The following is an 18,068-nucleotide window of genomic DNA, read 5'->3' as shown; positions in this document are numbered from 1 at the left end:
GGTGGCGGAGCGGGAGGGATTCGAACCCTCGATACGCTTTTGGCGTATACTCACTTTCCAGGCGAGCGCCTTCGACCACTCGGCCACCGCTCCGCATACCCGGGAGCCCGCCCGCCTAGAGGCTCGCGCGCCGCCGCGCAAGCCGCGTCGCGCGCGAGCACGCGAGTCAGCGCTGCCCCGCCACCCAGTCGGCGACCTGCTGTGCCACCTGGTTGGCCGCCTGGCTCAGCGCCGCGCCGGCCGAGGGGGCGTCGATCGCCGCGACCGGCACGCGCGCCTCGAAGCGCCGCTTCTCGACGTTGGTCGCGCCCGCCGGGGTCAGCGCGGCGTCGTAGACCACCACCGCCTGGCGCTGCGCCGCGTCGAGGCCGAACCACCGCAGCTCGCCGGCCAGATTGGCGCTGGGGTCGCTGAACGACTGCGCCGGCGACAGCACCACCATGTTCGCGCGCGCGGTCACCGTGTCGGCGAGCAGCCGCGCGAAGAGGCGCGCGGGCGGCTCGGCCCATTGCGCGTCCTTGACGTAAGCGATCGTCGTGTCGGTCTCCTGCACCGGCACGCGCGTCGTCGCGATCGCGGTCGGCACCGCGGGCACCTGCACCACGATCGAGCGCGCGGTGGCGGAGTTCTGCGCCGCGCCGGGCTGCGGCTGCGACTGCGCCGCGATCGTCAGCAGCGAGGGCGGCGGCTCGGCGCCGAACCGCACGCAGCCGGCCAGCAGCACCGGCGCCGCCGCCACGAGGAGTGTGTTGGCCACGGATCGCACGATCATTTCCCCTTGTAGTCCGGCAGCTTCTGTTGGCCGATCAGGGAGCCGGCGCCGCCCTGCTCGACCCGTTCGGAGATCGCCGACAGCGACGCGGTGGTGACGCGCAGGTCGCGCACCAGCTGGTTGATCTGCGGGATCGTCTGCTTGCTGAAGGTGGTCAGCCCCGGCCGCGCGTCGCCGATCGCGGAGTTGAGCGTGTCCGCGCTCGCCTGCGCCGAGGTGATCGCCTTGTTGAGGTTCGCCATCGCCGGCTGCACGTCGTTGGCGAGCACGCCGTTGGTGGTCTTCGCGAGCTGGCCGATCTGCTCGGCGGCGTTGCCCGCCTGCGCGATCGCGACCCGGGTCTGTGCCAGCGTCGCGGCGATCTCGGGGCCGCGGTCGGCGAGCGCGTCGGTCAGCCGGTTGGTGTTGTCCAGGATGCCCGCGATCGAGGCCTGGTTGCGGTCGCTCAGCATGCCGGTCAGCCGCTCTGTCAGCGTGGACAGCCGCTCGAGCAGCTGCGGCGCGGAGTTGAGGATCGCGCCGATGCCGCCGGTCTTGGTCGGGATCACCGGCTTGCCGAGCGGGCAGACGTTGCCCGCGTCATTCTCCGGACAGGTGATCGGCGGCGCGCCCTTGACCGCGCCGTCGAGGCTGACCGTGCTGGTGCCGGTGAAGCTTCCCTGGATCGTCGCGGTGGTGCCGCGCAGGATCGGCGTGTCGCCGTTGACGCTGATGCGGACGCGGACGAACTGCGGGTCGGGCTGCCACAGCGAGATCGACTTCACCTGGCCCGAGGGCACGCCCGAGAAGGTGACCGACGAGCCCTTGGCGAGCCCGTCGACCGCCTGGCGGAAGAAGATGTCATACTCGCGCTCCTCGGTGCCGCCGATGCGCGCGATCCACACCGTGAAGATGGCGACCATCGCCAGCAGGATCAGCACGACGGCGCCGACGAGGACGTGGTTCGATCGCGTTTCCATCACTCTGCCCCTGCGGCCCCGCGGGCCCTGTTGTCGGCGAGGCCGCCCTGGCTGTGCTGCCCGGTGACCCGCTCGCTCACGTCGGTCGGGTGCGCGCGCGCGTCGGCGTCGGCGGCGTCGACCCGCTCCGCCGCCGCGCTCTGGGAGGCGACCGCGGCGCGCCCGCGCGGCCCGTTGAAATATTCCTGGATCCACGGGTGATCGAGCGCAAGAAGCTCGTCGATCGTGCCGACCGCGATCACCTTCTTGTCCGCCAGCACCGCGACGCGGTCGCAGATCGCGTAGAGCGTGTCGAGGTCGTGCGTGATCAGGAAGACGGTGAGCCCCAGCGTCTTCTGCAGCGCGCGCGTCAGCTCGTCGAAGGCGGCGGCGCCGATCGGGTCGAGACCGGCGGTGGGCTCGTCGAGGAACAACAGCTCGGGATCGAGCGCGAGCGCGCGCGCGAGGCCCGCGCGCTTCTTCATGCCGCCCGACAGCTCCGCCGGGAATTTCGGCCCGGCATCGGCGGGCAGGCCGGTCATCACCACCTTGTACGAGGCGATCTCGTCGAGCAGCGCGAGGTTCAGCCCCGGGTAGAACTCGCGCAGCGGCACCTGCACGTTCTCCGCCACGGTCAGCGTCGAGAACAGCGCGCCGCCCTGGAACAGCACCCCCCAGCGCTTGCGAATCTCCACCGTCTCGTGCTCGGAGCGACCGAGCGTCGGCTCGCCGAACACCTCGACCTCGCCGCGGTCGGGGGACTGCAGCCCGATGATCGAGCGCATCAGCACCGACTTGCCCGTCCCCGAGCCGCCGACCACGCCGAGGATCTCGCCGCGCCGCACCTCCAGGTCGAGGTCGTCGTGGATCACCGCGTCGCCGAAGCTGTTGCGCAGCCCCTTGACCCGGATGATCGGCTCGTCGCGCCGGTGGGTGTCGCGTCGCGCCATCAGATCCAGCCGATCTGCTCGAAGAAGACCGCGAAGAAGGCGTCGACCACGATCACCATGAAGATCGCCTGCACCACCGCCGAGGTCGTCTTGAGCCCGACCTGCTCGGCGTCGCCCTTCACCTGCATCCCCTGGAAACAGCCCGCGATGCCGATGATCGCGCCGAACACCGGCGCCTTGATCAGGCCGACGAACAGGTCGGTGATCGGCACCACCTCGCGGATCCGCGCCACGTACGCCACCGGCGGGATATCGAGCGCGAACCAGCACAGCAGCCCGCCGCCGATGATCGCGATCACCGAGGCGTAGAAGCCCAGCAGCGGCATCAGCACGATCGCGGCGATCGTGCGCGGCAGCACCAGCGCCTCCATCGGCGAGACACCGATCGTGCGCATCGCGTCGATCTCCTCGGTCAGCTGCATCGTGCCGAGCTGCGCCGCGAACGCCGAGCCCGATCGGCCCGCAACCATGATCGCGGTCATCAGCACGCCCAGCTCGCGCAACGTGATGCGGCCGACGAGGTTGATCGTGAACGCCTCCGCGCCGAACTGGCGCAGCTGCACCGCGCCCTGCTGCGCGATGACGATGCCGATGAGGAAGCTCATCAGGCCGATGATGCCGAGCGCCGAGACGCCGACCACCTCGAAGCGCTGCACCGTCGCGTTGAAGCGGAACCGGCTGGGGTGTCGCAGCACGCCGCCGAAGGCGATCAGCGTCGCGCCCATGAAGCCGAGGAGCCCGAGCGAAGTGCGCGCCGCGTTGCTGGTCGCCTCGCCGATCTCGCCGAGCACGCGGCGGAAGGACGAGCCCGACTGTGGGCGCATCTGCACCGGCTGGTCGGCCGCCTCGACCTGCTCGAACAGATGGCGCGCGTCCTCGTCGAGCCCCTCGATCCGCGCGTCGTGCTGGCGAGCGAAGCGGTGGATCACCCAGGCGCCGATCGTGTCGATCCGGTCGACGTCGGAGAGGTCCACGGTGGCGACCTCACCCTGCACCGCGCCGAGCCGGTCGGGCAGATCGCCGAGGCGCGCCAGCGACAGGTCGCCGGTGAAGCGCAGCACGGGCGCCTGGCCGTCTCTCTCCTCGCTGAAATCAGCTGCCGCGGTCATCTGTTATCCCATGCGGCAAAGCTCATCTCGCCACAAGCGCTCCGAGGCGCGGTTCGTTCCGCGCGCGTATCCCTTCGTGAAGGCGGGGCGCACGCACGCCGTCACCGCCCCCGCGAACGCCGTCGCCCGGTCGGGTTAGGCCAGTGACCCTCACGACGGTCTTCCCAGCTGGACCCGAGGTCCGCTCGGGGAGATGGAGAGGGGAGCGGCGTCGCGGCCCTTCCCCACTCACAGCGACACGTCGACCGCGTGGATCAGCACGCCCACCAGTCCGCCGACCAGCGTCCCGTTCACGCGGATGAACTGCAGGTCCTTGCCCACCGCATGTTCCAGCCGCAGCGTGATCGTCTGCGTGTCCCAGCCGCGCACCGTCTCCGACACCAGCCGCACGATCGAGTCGCCATAGTCCGCCGCCGCCCCGACCGCGGCGCGACGCACGAAGCGGTTGATCGTCCGCCCCAGTCGCGGCTCGTCGCGCAGCGTCGCGCCGAGCTGGCGCAGCGCGTCACCCAGTCCGCCGCGCAGGATCGCCTCTGGGTCGCGCGCGGCGCGCAGCATCGCCGCACGCGCCTGCTCCCACAGGCCGTTGATCCAGTCCTGCATCGCCGGGTTCTCGAGCAGCTCGAGCTTGAGCGTCTCGACGCGCGCGTGCATCACGGGGTCGTGCTGGAGCCGCTCGGCGAGCTGCGCCAGCCCTCCCTCGGCCTTCGCGCGCAACGGATGATCGCGGTTCTCCGCCATCTCCGCGACCATCTTGTCGAGCCCGTCGATGATCTTGTTGGCGAGCGTCTCGTCGAGCCCGGTCCAGCGCAGGATCGAGCCCGCGCGGTCGTGCACCATCGCGCGGACGAGATGCTCGTTGCTCGCCAGCGCGTCGCGCGCCCAGTGGATGAGGCCGTCGATCACCGGCAGATGGCGCCCTTCCGCCAGCGTGGCGGCGAGCGCGCGGCCGAGCACCGGCGCCAATCTCGCGTCGCGCACGCGCGCCACCAGCATCGCGCGCACCATCCCGCCGAGCCGCTCCTGGTCGAGCGACTGGAGCACCTCGATCGACAGCCGCGAGATGCCGCGGGTCAGCCGGCTGCCGGCGGCGGGGGGATCGGCGAGCCAGCGCCCCGCCGCGCCGGCGACGTCGACCCGCCCCATGCGCCGCGCCACCACCGCGGGCACGAGGAAATATTCGCGGAGGAACTGCGCGAGCTGGTCGCCGATCCGGTCCTTGTTGCGCGGGATGATCGCGGTGTGCGGGATCGGCAGCGCGAGCGGGTGGCGGAACAAGGCGGTCACCGCGAACCAATCGGCCAGTCCGCCGACCATCGCCGCCTCGGCGAAGGCGCGGACGAAGCCCCAGGCAGTATGGTGCGGCTCCAGCGCGCGCGACGCGAGGAACACGCCCGCCATCAGTACCAGCAGCCCGGTCGCGACCAGCCGCATCCGTATCAGGGCGGGCGGCGGCGCGGTGGAACGGGCGAGTGCTGGCATCACCCTGACAATCCGCGACCGGCGCGAATGTTCAAGGGGTGAGGCGGTCGGCGGGCCGCGGCATGATCACGCCGCGGCCGTCGCTCACCATCCCTTGTGCCTCCCGCACGCGCCGCGCGGCGCTTCCAAAGGTCGGGGAGAGGCGGGCGCGCCCCCAGCCCTCACCCCGCCTCGACCGGCGCGGCCTTGCCGCCCTTCTTCTTGCCCGGCTTCTTCGGCGCGGCGGGCTCGATCGCGAAGGAGAGCGCGCCCTCCTTCAACTTCACCGTCACCTCGCCGCCGTGGACCAGCTTGCCGAACAGCAGCTCCTCGGCGAGCGGCTGCTTGATCTTCTCCTGGATCAGCCGGCCCATCGGGCGAGCGCCGTAGAGCCTGTCATAGCCCTTGTCGGTGAGCCACTTCTTGGCCTCGTCGTCGAGCTTGATGTGGACGTCGCGGTCGGCCAGCTGGAGCTCGAGCTGGAGGATGAACTTGTCCACCACGCGCGCCACCACCTCGGGCGGCAGGTAACCGAACGGCACGATCGCATCGAGCCGATTGCGGAACTCGGGCGTGAACATCTTCTGCACCGCCTGCTCGTCCTCGCCCTCGCGGGTGAGATTGCCGAAGCCGACCGTCTCGCGCGCCATGTCCGCGGCGCCCGCGTTGGTCGTCATGATCAGGATGACGTTGCGGAAGTCGACGGTCTTGCCGTGCTGGTCGGTGAGCCGCCCATTGTCCATCACCTGCAGCAGGATGTTGAACAGATCGGGGTGCGCCTTCTCGATCTCGTCGAGCAGCAGCACGCAGTGCGGGTTCTGGTCGACCGCGTCGGTCAGGAGGCCGCCCTGGTCGAAGCCGACATAGCCGGGAGGCGCGCCGATCAGCCGGCTGACCGAGTGGCGCTCCATATACTCGCTCATGTCGAAGCGCTGGAGCGGGATGCCCAGGATCGTCGAGAGCTGCTTGGCGACCTCGGTCTTGCCGACGCCGGTCGGGCCGGTGAAGAGATAGTTGCCGATCGGCTTCTCCGGCTCGCGCAGCCCGGCGCGCGCCAGCTTGATCGCCGAGGACAGTTTCTCGATCGCGGCGTTCTGGCCGAACACCACGCGCTTCAGGTCGGTCTCGAGCGTCTCGAGCTGCTTCTTGTCGTCGGTCGACACGCTCTTCGGCGGGATCCGCGCCATGGTCGCGATGACCTGCTCGATCTCCTTGGTGGTGATCGTCTTCTTGCGCTTCGACGGCGGCACCAGCATCTGCATCGCGCCGACCTCGTCGATCACGTCGATCGCCTTGTCGGGCAGCTTGCGATCGTTGATGTAGCGCGCGCTGAGCTCCACCGCCGACTTGATCGCGTCGGGCGTGTACTTCACCGAGTGATGGTCCTCGAACGCCGAGCGCAGCCCGGCGAGGATCTTGATCGTGTCCTCGATCGAGGGCTCGTTGACGTCGATCTTCTGGAAGCGCCGCAGCAGCGCGCGGTCCTTCTCGAAGTGGTTGCGGAACTCCTTGTAGGTGGTCGAGCCGATGCAGCGGATCGTGCCGCCCGACAGCGCGGGCTTGAGCAGGTTGGACGCGTCCATCGCCCCGCCGCTGGTCGCGCCGGCGCCGATCACGGTGTGGATCTCGTCGATGAAGAGCACCGCGTGCGGCATCTTCTCCAGCTCGTTGACCACGGCCTTGAGCCGCTCCTCGAAGTCGCCGCGATAGCGCGTGCCGGCGAGCAGCGCGCCCATGTCGAGCGAGTAGATCACGGCGGGCTTGAGCACCTCGGGCACGTCGCCCTCGACGATCTTGCGCGCCAGCCCCTCGGCGATCGCGGTCTTGCCCACGCCGGGATCGCCGACGTAGAGCGGGTTGTTCTTGGAACGGCGGCAGAGGATCTGCACCGTGCGGTCCACCTCGGCCATGCGGCCGATCAGCGGGTCGACCTTGCCGACCTTCGCCTTCTCGTTGAGGTCGACGGTGAACTGCTTCAGCGCGCTCTCGCCCTTCTTGCCCGACGTGTCCGCCTTCTCCTTCTTCTCCTCCTCGGCCGCGCCCTTGACGCTGGTGGCCTCGGGGGTGGCGGCGCCCTTGCCGACGCCGTGGCTGATGAAGCTGACCGCGTCGAGCCGGCTCATGTCCTGCTGCTGGAGGAAATAGACCGCGTAGCTCTCGCGCTCGGAGAAGAGCGCGACCAGCACGTTGGCACCGGTCACCTCGTCGCGGCCCGACGACTGGACGTGCAGGATCGCGCGCTGGACGACGCGCTGGAAGCCCGAGGTGGGCGAGGGATCGGTGGCCGCGTCGACGCGCAGCGCGCCGAGCTCGGTGTCGAGATAATGCGCGACCGTCGTCTTCAGCTCGCCGAGATCGACGCCGCAGGCGGACATCACCTGGCTGGCGTGCTCGTCGTCGATCAGCGCGAGCAGCAGATGCTCCAGCGTGGCATATTCGTGGCGACGCGAGGAAGCGGCCTCGAGCGCCTTGTGCAGCGTGGTCTCGAGGGCGCTGGCGAATGAGGGCATCAGATTACTCCTAGCGGGCCGCGTGAGGACACGCGGCCCATCGTCACGAATGTCGTGATTGAGTGGCCCCGCATCAAGCGCTGGCCGTCCGCACCGGGAGCGATCGTTCGCCAGCCCAGTGCGCCAGCGTTCATCGCTTGAATAGCGCGTCGGCGCTTGCGAGATGGTTAACGGCCCCGTCTATTTTGCGCCGGATCCGCGCGATCTCGCCCTCCAGCGCGGCGGCGCGCGCTTCCAGCTCGGTGACGGAGAGCCGGTCGAGATCCTCGCGCAGCAGCGCGGCGAGCGGGTCGTCGCGCTCCGGGCCGAGGAGGTCGTCTGGGTCCATGGCGCGATCGTCCTCCCCACCGCGCGCGGAGTCAAGCCGGGTGACCCAGATCGCGCCGCGCGCGTTGACGCTCCCGCCGCGCCGGCCATAAGGCGGTGCGATTGCCAGAAGAAAGGGTTGCCCGAGCGATGACCGACCTGCCCGAGGTGATGCTGGCGATCGATCCCGCGGAGTCCGGCGGCCCGGAGGTGCTGGTGCCGGTCGAGCGCGCGGTGCCGCGGCCGGGCGCGGGCGAGCTGCTGGTCAAGGTCGCCGCCGCGGGGGTCAACCGACCCGACGTGATGCAGCGCCAGGGAAAATATCCCCCGCCGCCCGGCGCGTCGAGCGTGCTCGGCCTCGAATTGGCGGGCGAAGTGGTGGCGCTGGGCGACGGCGCCGAGCCGGGGCTGCTCGGCCAGTCGGTGTGCGCGCTCGTGGCGGGCGGCGCCTATGCCGAATACGCGCTGGTGCCCGCCGGCCAGGTGCTCCCCGTCCCCGAGGCCCTGTCGCCGGTCGAGGCGGCGGCGCTGCCCGAGACGCTCTACACGGTATGGACCAACCTGTTCGAGCGCGCCTTCGCGATGGAGGGCGACACCGTATTGGTCCATGGCGGCACCAGCGGCATCGGCACGATGGCGATCACGCTCGCCAACTTGTTCGGGCTGGAGATCATCGTCACGGTCGGATCGGAGGAGAAGGCCGCCGCGGCGCGGCGGCTCGGCGCCGACCATGCGATCAACTACCGCACCGAGGATTTCGTCGAGCGGGTGCGGGAGATCACCGAGGGACGCGGCTGCGCGGCGGTGCTCGACATGGTCGGCGGCGACTATGTGCCGCGCAACCTCCAGTGCCTCGCCGAGGACGGCCGCCACGTCTCGATCGCGGTGCAGCGCGGCGCCAGCGCGACGGTGCCGCTGTTCCAGATCATGAGCCGGCGGCTGACGCTGACCGGCTCGACGCTGCGCGCGCGCGACGGCGGCTTCAAGGCGCTGGTCACCGACGAGATCGCGCGCACGGTGTGGCCGTTCGCCGCGGCGGGCAAGCTGCGGCCGGTGATGGACCGCAGCTTCCCGCTGGCGCAGGCGGCCGAGGCGCACCGCCGCATGGAGGGCGGGGATCACGTGGGCAAGATCGTGCTGACGATGGGGTGAGTTGCCCCTCAAGTCCTCCCCGCAAGGCGGGGAGGGGGACCGCCGCGCGTCAGCGCGGCGGTGGAGGGGGCTCTCCGCGGAAAGCGCCGATTCGCCTGGGTCCATCCCCCTCCACCACGCCGCTGCGCGTCGCGGTCCCCCTCCCCGTGCCGGGGAGGATTGATCCCCCCTCAGTCCTCCGCGATCAGGCTGGTCTTGCCCGTGTCGCGCATGCGCAGGTACACCAGCAGCGACACGCCGATCATCACCGTGACGTACCAGTAGAAGCCCTGCTCCCAGCCGTGCTGCTTGAAGCTCAGCGCGACATATTCCGCCGTCCCGCCGAAGATCGTGTTCGCCAGCGCGTACGGCAGCGCCACGCCCAGCGCGCGGATGTGCGCGGGAAACAGCTCCGCCTTCACCACCGCGTTGATCGAGGTGTAGCCCGTCACGATCACCAGCGCCGCCATCACCAGCAGCCCCGCCACCGTGGCGTCGCGCGTGTGCTCCAGCGCGGAGAAGATCGGGTAGGTGAACAGCACCCCCGCGACGCCGAACGCCACCATCAGCGGCTTGCGCCCGATCCGGTCGGACAGCCCGCCCGCGACCGGCTGGAGCAGCATGAAGGCGAACAAGGTCACCGCGTTGATCTGGGTCGCGGTCTCCTTCGAGAAGCCCGACGTGTTCACCAGGAACTTCTGCATGTAGATCGAGTAAGCGTAGAAAGCGAGCGTGCCCCCCGCGGTGAGCAGCATCACCAGCGCGGTCTCGCGCGGGTGGCGCCTGAGCAGGGTACCGAAGCCCGACTTGGGCCCGTCGCTCGCCTTGGCGCGCTCGAAGCTCTGCGTCTCGGCGAGGCCGCGGCGCAGCCAGAACACCACCAGCGCCAGCACCGCGCCGATCGCGAAGGGGATGCGCCAGCCCCAGCTGGTCAGCGCCTGCTCGCTCATCACCGACTGCAGCACCACCAGCAGCAGGATCGCGAGCAGCTGCCCCGAGATCAGCGTGACGTACTGGAAGGACGAGAAGAAGCCGCGCCGCTCTCGGCCCGCCATCTCGGACAGATAGGTCGCGCTCGCGCCATATTCGCCGCCGACCGACAGGCCCTGCATCAGCCGCGCGAGCACCAGCAGCGCGGGCGCGCCGTAGCCGATCGTCTCGATCCCGGGCGCGCAGGCGATGATCAGCGAGCCGGTGCACATCAAGGTCACCGATAGCGTCAGCCCCGCCTTGCGCCCGCGCCGGTCGGCGTAGACCCCCATGATCCAGGCGCCGATCGGCCGCATGACGAAGCCGACCGCGAACACCGCCGCGGCGCTGAGCAATTGCGCCGTTGGGTCGTCCTTGGGGAAGAAGTGGCCGACGAAATAGAGCGTGAAGGCCGAGTAGACGTACCAGTCGAACCACTCGACCAGGTTGCCGGTGGAGCCGCCGATGATCGACTTGAGCCGACCGGCGACGGGGGTGGCGGACGGCGCGACGGCCATGGCGTCTCTCCTCATCATAGGTGGTTTATCGTGCTACAGGTGCGGGCACCATCGATCCTCCCCGCATCGCGGGGAGGGGGACCAGCCGAAGGCTGGTGGAGGGGGCTTTCCGCAGGCGCACCGGCCCGTGCGCGGAGAGCCCCCTCCACCACTCGCTTCGCGAGCGGTCCCCCTCCCCGTGCCGGGGAGGATCTGAGACTTTCCCATCAGAACCGCAGGCTCAGCCACGCCGCCAGGAAGTCTGAGTTCTGATACCCCGCGCGCGTCAGCGCGTCCTTGGCGATCAGGTGCTCGTAGCGCCCGGTCACGCTCACCCGCGGCGTCACCGCCCAGATCGCCTGGAAGCGGATCAGGTCGGCGATGCGCCGGCCCGCGACCTCCTGCGTGCCCGCGAAGGCGGCGCCCGAGGCACGGTACACCGCATCCTTCTCATTCGCGCGCCACGCCATCGTATACTCGCCCGTGACGCGCAGCCTCTTCACCGGGGCGAACGAGACGTTGGGCGACACCGAGAACAGGTTGGTCGGCGTCAGGAAGAGCTGGTAGCTGTAATAGATGTTGTTGCCGTACAGCCCGCTCGCGGTGCGCAGCGTGCCCCCGTCATAGGTGCCGCCGCCGCTGGCATAGTCGACGTGGACGCCGACGCGGGGCGCGCTCGCCGCCGCGCCGAGGCGGTAGGTCTGCGCCACGAACGCCTGCCACGCGCTGATCGGCCGGTCGTCGAACGTGCCGCCCTGGTGGTTCACCGTCCAGTCGAGCGTCACCGGCCCGGCGTCGCCGTAGAGGTGGAGGCCGTAGAACATGCGCTCCTCGCGCGCGACCGTGCCGTTCCAGCTCGCCGCGCGGTTGCGCAGCCGCCACACGAAGGGGTCGAAGAACAGCTTCGACCCGCCCAGGAAGTCGCCCGGCACCGCATAGCCGAAGGTGACGCCGCTGAAGCGCCGCGCGCCGTCGGTGCGGTCGTCGCTCAGCCCCTGCTGGCCGTAGGCCACGTAGCGCAGGTCGAACAGGTCGGCGCGCACGCGCTTGCCGCGCGCGTAGGCGCGGACGCCGTCGAGCACGAAGTGGAGCGTGGGATCGTCGCGCACCGAGGTGAGCAGGTTGGGGCCGTCCGAGAACTCCTGCCGCCCCGCGCGCACGCCCACGCTGGCGCCAGCGACCGTGCCGTAGACCTCGCCGAAGCCCTGCGACAGCGTCAGCGCGTTGCGCAGGTTGCCCGCGGGAGTGCCGATGTTGACGCCGTCGACGCGTGCCTTGGCGAGCTCGCCGAACAGGCGGACATGGTCGCCGAGGTGCAGGTCGGCGCCGGCGTAGACGCGCAGCCGCTCCTGCCGCTGCGCCGCGCGGTCGCGCAGGTCGGGGTTGGTGGTCGCCTGGACGCGGAAGCGGAGCTCGCCCGAGAGCGAGAGATAGACCGAGCCGTCCTGGGTCAGCGGCAGATATTTGAGCCGGTCGAGCGGGTCGTCGCGCTTCTCCGCGTCGGCCATCGCGCGCCAGTCCTCGGCCCAGCGCGAGACGTTGTACTTGCCCTGCGCGGTGCCCTCCCCGGTCCCGGCGGCGGGATATTCGGAGGCGATCGGCGTCGCCGGCGCGGCCTTGCCGCCGCCGGCCTGTGCGCCCGCCGGCGTCGCCAGCATGTGGGCGGCCAGCAGGGCGGGGGCGAGCAGCGCGCCCGACATCGGTGAAACTCGTACCATGACCTCTCCATGGGCAGGCGGCTCGACCCGGCGTGACGGCGGCCGTCGCTCTCACCGCCATCGTACGCCGCCGCGGTCGGACCGGCGAAAACACGCTCATCCTAGGATTTCCGCGGCTCCCGGCATGGCCAGGCGCGGGTTTTCGCATGGTCTCGTTGGCCGGGATGCGGTATCCCGCACGCGTGTCTCCGCCGCGTCGCCCCGGTCCGCTGCTCGCCGTACTCGCGGTCGCGCTGCTCGGCGCGCTGTTCTACGTCGCCGCCGCGCACGTGGCGCGGCAGCGCGCGCTGGATCGCGTCGAGGCCGAGGCGCTGCGCACCGCGCGCCAGCAGGCGCGGCTGATCGACAGCGAGCTGGCCAAGTTCCGCCTGCTGCCGATCGTGCTGAGCGAATATGGCGACCTGCGCGACGCGCTGGTGCAGGGCGGTACCTCGCGCGCGGCGACGCGGCTCGACGACAAGCTCGCCTCGCTGGCGCGACGCACCGGCGCGCCGGTGATCTACGCGATCGACTCGCGCGGGGTCACCGTCTCCGCCTCCAATGCCGCCGGCGCGGAGAGCTTCGTCGGCCACGATTACCGCTTTCGCCCCTATTTCCAGCAGGCGCTGCGCGACGGCGCGGCGGAGCATTTCGCGCTCGGCAACGTCAGCGGGCGGCCCGGCCTCTTCATGGCGCGGCGGATCGACGGCGCCGCGGGCGCGCTCGGCGTGGTGGTGGTGAAGGTCGAGTTCGGCGCGATCACGCGCGCCTGGGCCAACGACCCGGGCCAGACGCTCCTCGCCGACGAGCGCGGCATCGTGCTGGCCGCGACCGACCCGCGCGCCGCGCTGCGCCTGCTCGCCCCGCTGCCGCCCGCGACGCTGGCGGAGATCCGGCGCACCGGCCAGTTCCTCGACCGGCCGCTCGCGCCGACCGGCTACCGCCTCGCCGGCGCCGACGCGACCGCGCCCGACGGCGCGCCGCTGCGCCTCACGGCGGTGCCGGCGGCGCATCCGGGCTGGCGGCTGCTCCACCTCGTGCCGGTCGAGCGGGCGCTGCGCGACGCCGCCAACCTCGCGCGGCTCGCCACCGCCACCGCGGTGCTGCTGCTGGCGCTGGTGGCGGCGCTGCTGCTGTGGCGCACCAGCCGGATCGCGCGTGCCGCGGCCGACCGCGCGCAGCTCGAGCAGGCCGTCGCGGCGCGCACCGCCGAGCTCAGCGCGGCGATGGCGCGGCGCGAGGACGCCGACCGTCGCTTCCGCGCCGCGCGCGAGGAGCTGGCGCAGGCCAACCGGCTCGCCTCGCTCGGCTCGATCACCGCGGGGCTGGCGCATGAGATCAACCAGCCGGTGGCGACGATCCGGACGCTCGCCGAGAACGCGCGCCACCATCTCGCGCAGCAGCGCACCGAGCGCGTCGCCGCCAGCCTCGACAGCGCGGTGGCGCTGACCGAGCGGATCGGCACGATCACGCAGGAGATGCGGCGCTTCGCGCGACGCGGCAGCGGCACCGCGGGCCCGATCGCGCTCGACGACGTGATCGACGGCACGCGGCTGCTCGTCGGCGACCGGCTGCGCGCCGCGCGCGTCGCGCTCGACTGGCCGCCGCCGGGGCAGCCGAGCGTCTTCGCCGGCCGTGTGCGGCTGGAGCAGGTGCTGGTCAACCTGATCAACAACGCGGTCGACGCGCTCGCGGGGCGCGACGACCCGCGCGTGACGCTCACCGTGGCGACGAGGGAGGACGAGGTGGAGCTGACCGTGGCGGACAATGGCCCGGGGATCGACCCGGCGCTGGGCGACGAGGTGTTCAGCCCCTTCGTCACGGGGCGGCCCGACGGGCTCGGGCTCGGGCTCGGCATCGCGCGCGACATCATCGCGCAGTTCGACGGCTCGCTGCGGATCGTCCCCTCCCCGCTCGGCGGCGCGGCGTTCCGCGCCTCGGTGCGGCGCGCGTGAGCGAGTCACCGCTCCGCGTCGTGCTGATCGACGACGACGAGGGCCTCCGCACCGCGCTCGCCGATTCCTTCACCATCGCGGGCATCGAGGTGGAGCCGCACGGCGACGCGCGCGCCGCGCTGGCGCAGCTCGACGCCGATTTCCGCGGCATCGTCGTCAGCGACATCCGCATGCCGAGGATGGATGGGCACGCCCTGTTCGAGGCGGTGGGGGCGCGCGACCCGGAGCTGCCGGTGATCCTGATGACCGGCCACGGCGACATCGCGATGGCGGTGGCGGCGCTGAAGCAGGGCGCGTTCGACTTCATCGCCAAGCCCTTCGCCGCCGATCACCTGATCGCCAGCGCGCGCCGCGCGCTCGAGATGCGCCGCCTCGTGCTGGAGAACCGCCGGCTGCGCGTCGCCGCGGCGGAGGCGGAGACGCACTACCCGCTGATCGGCGACACCCCCGCGATGGTGCGGCTGCGCGAGACGATCCGCCAGCTCGCCGACGTCGACGTCGACGTGCTGGTCGAGGGCGAGACCGGGACGGGCAAGGAGCTGGTCGCGCTGCTGCTCCACCGCTGGAGCCACCGCCGCGCGCGCCAGTTCGTCGCAGTCGACTGCGCCGCGCTGCCCGACGCGGTGGCGGACGAGGCGCTGTTCGGCAGCCGCGCCCAGCCCGGCCGCGTCGCCGACGCCGACCGCGGCACGCTCTTCCTCGACGAGATCGACAGCATGTCGCCCGCGCTCCAGGGCAAGTTGCTGCGCGTGGTGGAGGAGCGCGAGCTGCCCCAGCCCGGCGGCGCGCCGCGCGTCGTCAACCTGCGCGTGGTCGCGGCGGCGAAGACCGACCTGGGCGCCGCGGTGGCGGAGGGGCGGTTCCGCGCCGACCTGCTCTACCGGCTCGAGACGGTGCGGCTGCGCATCCCGCCGCTGCGCGAGCGCCGCGCCGACGTGCCGCTGCTGTTCGCCTATTTCCTCGGCGAGGCGGCGGAGCGGTTCGGGCGCGAGCGGCCCAACATCGATCCCGCGGTGGAGGCGCGGCTCGTCGCCGACGACTGGACCGGCAACGTCCGCGAGCTGCGCAACTATGCCACGCGCGTGGTGCTCGGCGTGGCCGAGGGGACGCCGAGCGCGGCAGACCAGCTGCCGCTCGCCGAGCGCGTCGACCGGTTCGAGGCGGCGACGATCCGCGCCGCGCTCGACCGCGTGCGCGGCGACGTCGCCGCCGCGGCGGCCGAGCTTCAGCTGCCGCGCCGCAGCCTCTATGACAGACTACAGCGCCACGGCATCGAGCCCGCGGCGTTCCGCCACCGCGAGTGATCCTGCCCCGATGCGTCTCCTGTTCCTGTTCGCAGCTCTGCTCCCCGCCGCTCTCTCGGCCGCCCCCGCCGCGGCCGAGCCGACCCTGCTCGAGGTCGACCAGCGGCTCGCCGCGATCGCGTGGCGGCTGACCACCGCCAACGCGTCGCTGTGCCGCGACCAGCAGCCGGTGATCGGCGCCGCGCTCCACGCCGCCGACCAATATCCGCCCGCGCTGCGCGCCGCCTTCGCCGCCCCGGTCGCGGTCGAGCTGGTGGTGCCAGGCGCGCCCGCCGCGACCGCGGGGGTGGTGGCCGACGACGGGCTGGTCGCTGTCGACGGCGCGGCGGTGCCCGCGCCCGCGGGGAGCGGGGATCCCACCAGCGTGACCCGCGACACGGCCCAGGCGCTGATCGCCGCGCATCCGCCGACGGCCCCGCTCGCGCTGACGCTGCGCCGCGCCGGCGCCGACCGGACGGTGACGGTCCAGCCGCGCGCCGGCTGCCGCGTCGAGTTCGAGGTGCTCGCTGGCAACAAGCTCGGCGCCTCGTCCGACGGGCGCGTGGTGCAGGTCGGCGGGCGGCTGTTCGCGCTGTTCGGCGACGATCAGGTCGCGGTGGTGGTGGCGCACGAGCTGGCGCACGCGGTGCTGCGCCATCGCGCGCGGCTGGAGGCGGCCGGGGTGAGATGGGGACTGCTCGCCGAGCTGGGTCGCAACGGAAGGCTGTTCCGCGCGACCGAGACGGAGGCCGACCTGCTCGGCGCCTATCTTCTGCGCAACGCGGGCTGGGACCCGCAGCTGGCGGTGCGCTTCTGGCGCGAGGAGGGCGGCAAGATCGACGGCGGCTTCTTCCGCAGCCGCACGCACCCGTCCGCCAAGGCGCGCGCCGACGCGATCGCGGCCGAGCTGGCGACGATGCCGGCGGACGCGCCGCTGCCCTATGCGCCGCCGCTGCTGGCGCGGCGGGACGCGCCTTTGGGGTGATGGGGAGGACGGGGGTCAGGCGGCTCACCCTTCCCACTCGGCTCCGCCGAGCGGAGGGAGGCGCGCAGCGCCGGAAGGGTGAGGGCGACTGGGTCGGGAACCCTCCGCGCTCACCCCCCCGAGTCGCGCTCGATATCCGCGCCCACCGCCGACAGTTTCTCCTCCAGCCGCTCATAGCCGCGGTCGAGGTGATAGACTCGCGCCACGCTGGTCTCGCCCTCGGCCACCAGCCCCGCGATGATCAGGCTCATCGAGGCGCGCAGGTCGGTCGCCATCACCGGCGCGCCGACCAGCCGGTCGACCCCCTTCACCACCGCGGTGCGGCCGTGCACCTGGATGTCCGCGCCCATCCGCGCCAGCTCGGGCACGTGCATGTAGCGGTTCTCGAAGATCGTCTCGGTCAGCACGCTGGCGCCCGCGGCCTTGCACAGCATCGCCATGAACTGCGCCTGCATGTCGGTGGCGAAGCCCGGATAAGGCGCGGTGGAGAGCGTCAGCGGCGCCAGCTTCCCCTCGCTGCTCACCACGATCGAGTCGCGCCGCTCCTCGATCCCCACGCCCGCGCCGCGCAGCGCCTCCAGCGTGGCGCCCATGTCCGCGGCGTTGACGTTGGCGAGCTCGACCGTGCCGCCCGCCACCGCCGCGGCGCAGGCGTAGCTGCCCGCCTCGATCCGATCGGGCATCACCCCGTAGGTGGCGCCGTGCAGCTCGGCCACGCCCTCGATCTCGAGCGTCTCGGTGCCGATCCCCTCGATCCGCGCGCCCATCGCGACGAGGCAGCGGCACAGGTCGACGATCTCGGGCTCGCGCGCGGCGTTCTCGATCCGGCTGCTGCCCCGCGCCGTCACCGCCGCCATCACGACGTTCTCGGTCGCGCCGACCGACACGATCGGGAAGGTGTAGCGCCCGCCCTCCAGCCGCCCGCCGGGCGCGGTGGCGGTGACGTAACCCGCCGACATCTCCAGCTCGGCACCGATCGCCTGGAGCGCCTTGAGGTGGAGGTCGATCGGGCGGTTGCCGATGGCGCAGCCGCCCGGCAGCGATACCCGCGCCTGCCCCGCGCGCGCCAGGATCGGGCCCAGCACCAGGATCGAGGCGCGCATCTTGCGCACGATGTCATAGGGCGCCTCGGTCGAGGTGAGCTGGCCCGCGCGGATCGTCATCACGCGGCCGAAATCCTCCGGCCGGCTGCCCTCGATCGTGGTGGAGGCGCCGAGCTGGTTGAGCAGGTGGCCGAAGCCGTCGACGTCGGCGAGCCGCGGCAGGTTGCGCAGCGTCAGCGGCTCGTCGGTGAGCAGGGCGCAGGGCATCAGGGTGAGCGCGGCGTTCTTGGCGCCGGAGATGGGCAGGCGGCCGTTCAGGCGGTTGCCGCCGCGGATGAGAATGCGATCCATCGCGCCGCTCTATCGAACGCCCGCTCGGTCGCCAAGGACGAGCGAACATGGGTGGCGGCCGCGCGCGCTTGATCGGGTTTAATGCACGTTGGTCTTTCCCCCGCGTAACGA

At 71.8% G+C, this 18,068-nt stretch carries 14 protein-coding genes and 1 tRNA gene; 4 read left to right on the top strand and 11 right to left on the bottom strand.

Annotated elements, in window-relative coordinates; all coding sequences use genetic code 11:
- Positions 1-2: 2 nt before the first annotated feature.
- The 8 genes from KZ813_RS13160 to KZ813_RS13125 all read right to left on the bottom strand — a co-directional run bounded on the left by KZ813_RS13160 (position 3) and on the right by KZ813_RS13125 (position 8,068).
- Positions 3-93, bottom strand: a tRNA-Ser gene (locus KZ813_RS13160).
- Positions 94-166: 73 nt separating this feature from the next.
- Entirely contained in the window at positions 167-757 is a 591-nt protein-coding gene (locus KZ813_RS13155) for an ABC-type transport auxiliary lipoprotein family protein (protein ID WP_308461887.1), read from the bottom strand.
- A gap of 11 nt (positions 758-768) precedes the next feature.
- Entirely contained in the window at positions 769-1,731 is a 963-nt protein-coding gene (locus tag KZ813_RS13150) for an MlaD family protein (RefSeq protein ID WP_219755448.1), read from the bottom strand.
- Entirely contained in the window at positions 1,731-2,660 is a 930-nt protein-coding gene (locus tag KZ813_RS13145; RefSeq protein ID WP_219755447.1) for an ABC transporter ATP-binding protein, read from the bottom strand. The genes KZ813_RS13150 and KZ813_RS13145 overlap by 1 nt, the downstream gene beginning before the upstream one ends.
- Positions 2,660-3,769, bottom strand: a complete 1,110-nt coding sequence (locus KZ813_RS13140) for an ABC transporter permease (RefSeq protein WP_219755446.1) — start codon at positions 3,767-3,769, stop codon at positions 2,660-2,662. Before KZ813_RS13140 ends, KZ813_RS13145 begins: the two co-directional genes overlap by 1 nt.
- A 228-nt stretch (positions 3,770-3,997) precedes the next feature.
- Positions 3,998-5,251 (bottom strand): DUF445 domain-containing protein, encoded by a 1,254-nt coding sequence (locus KZ813_RS13135; RefSeq protein ID WP_258046752.1) that lies wholly within the window; start codon positions 5,249-5,251, stop codon positions 3,998-4,000.
- A 161-nt stretch (positions 5,252-5,412) separates the two neighbouring features.
- Entirely contained in the window at positions 5,413-7,740 is a 2,328-nt protein-coding gene (gene clpA, locus KZ813_RS13130; RefSeq protein WP_219755445.1) for an ATP-dependent Clp protease ATP-binding subunit ClpA, read from the bottom strand.
- A 130-nt stretch (positions 7,741-7,870) separates the two neighbouring features.
- Positions 7,871-8,068, bottom strand: coding sequence for a DUF1192 domain-containing protein (locus tag KZ813_RS13125; RefSeq protein ID WP_219755444.1), 198 nt, complete (start codon positions 8,066-8,068; stop codon positions 7,871-7,873).
- A 128-nt stretch (positions 8,069-8,196) separates the two neighbouring features.
- Between KZ813_RS13125 and KZ813_RS13120 the strand changes: the two genes are divergently transcribed.
- On the top strand, positions 8,197-9,198 hold the full coding sequence (locus tag KZ813_RS13120; RefSeq protein WP_258046751.1) for an NAD(P)H-quinone oxidoreductase: 1,002 nt from the start codon (positions 8,197-8,199) through the stop codon (positions 9,196-9,198).
- Between the two features lie 170 nt (positions 9,199-9,368).
- Here KZ813_RS13120 and KZ813_RS13115 read toward each other — a convergent pair whose 3' ends face one another.
- Positions 9,369-10,664 carry an MFS transporter gene (locus KZ813_RS13115; protein ID WP_219755443.1) on the bottom strand — a complete coding sequence of 432 codons (1,296 nt, stop codon included), beginning with the start codon at positions 10,662-10,664 and terminating at the stop codon, positions 9,369-9,371.
- 206 nt (positions 10,665-10,870) lie between these two features.
- Positions 10,871-12,361, bottom strand: coding sequence for an alginate export family protein (locus KZ813_RS13110; protein WP_219755442.1), 1,491 nt, complete (start codon positions 12,359-12,361; stop codon positions 10,871-10,873).
- A 182-nt stretch (positions 12,362-12,543) separates the two neighbouring features.
- On the opposite strand from KZ813_RS13110, the gene KZ813_RS13105 reads away from it, so the two are divergent.
- The 3 genes from KZ813_RS13105 to KZ813_RS13095 are packed head-to-tail and all read left to right on the top strand — an operon-like array spanning position 12,544 to position 16,563.
- Positions 12,544-14,295 (top strand): sensor histidine kinase, encoded by a 1,752-nt coding sequence (locus tag KZ813_RS13105; RefSeq protein WP_219755441.1) that lies wholly within the window; start codon positions 12,544-12,546, stop codon positions 14,293-14,295.
- Entirely contained in the window at positions 14,292-15,599 is a 1,308-nt protein-coding gene (locus KZ813_RS13100; RefSeq protein WP_219755440.1) for a sigma-54-dependent transcriptional regulator, read from the top strand. The genes KZ813_RS13105 and KZ813_RS13100 overlap by 4 nt, the downstream gene beginning before the upstream one ends.
- A gap of 10 nt (positions 15,600-15,609) precedes the next feature.
- Positions 15,610-16,563, top strand: coding sequence for a M48 family metallopeptidase (locus tag KZ813_RS13095; RefSeq protein ID WP_219755439.1), 954 nt, complete (start codon positions 15,610-15,612; stop codon positions 16,561-16,563).
- Positions 16,564-16,673: 110 nt separating this feature from the next.
- Here KZ813_RS13095 and murA read toward each other — a convergent pair whose 3' ends face one another.
- Positions 16,674-17,957, bottom strand: coding sequence for a UDP-N-acetylglucosamine 1-carboxyvinyltransferase (gene murA, locus KZ813_RS13090; RefSeq protein WP_219755438.1), 1,284 nt, complete (start codon positions 17,955-17,957; stop codon positions 16,674-16,676).
- Positions 17,958-18,068: the final 111 nt, after the last annotated feature.

Origin of the sequence: Sphingomonas folli (assembly GCF_019429525.1) — a bacterium.
Classification (GTDB): Bacteria; Pseudomonadota; Alphaproteobacteria; order Sphingomonadales; family Sphingomonadaceae; genus Sphingomonas; species Sphingomonas folii.
The sequence above is the reverse complement of the archived record's forward strand: the minus strand, read 5'-3'. Positions and strand labels throughout refer to the sequence as shown.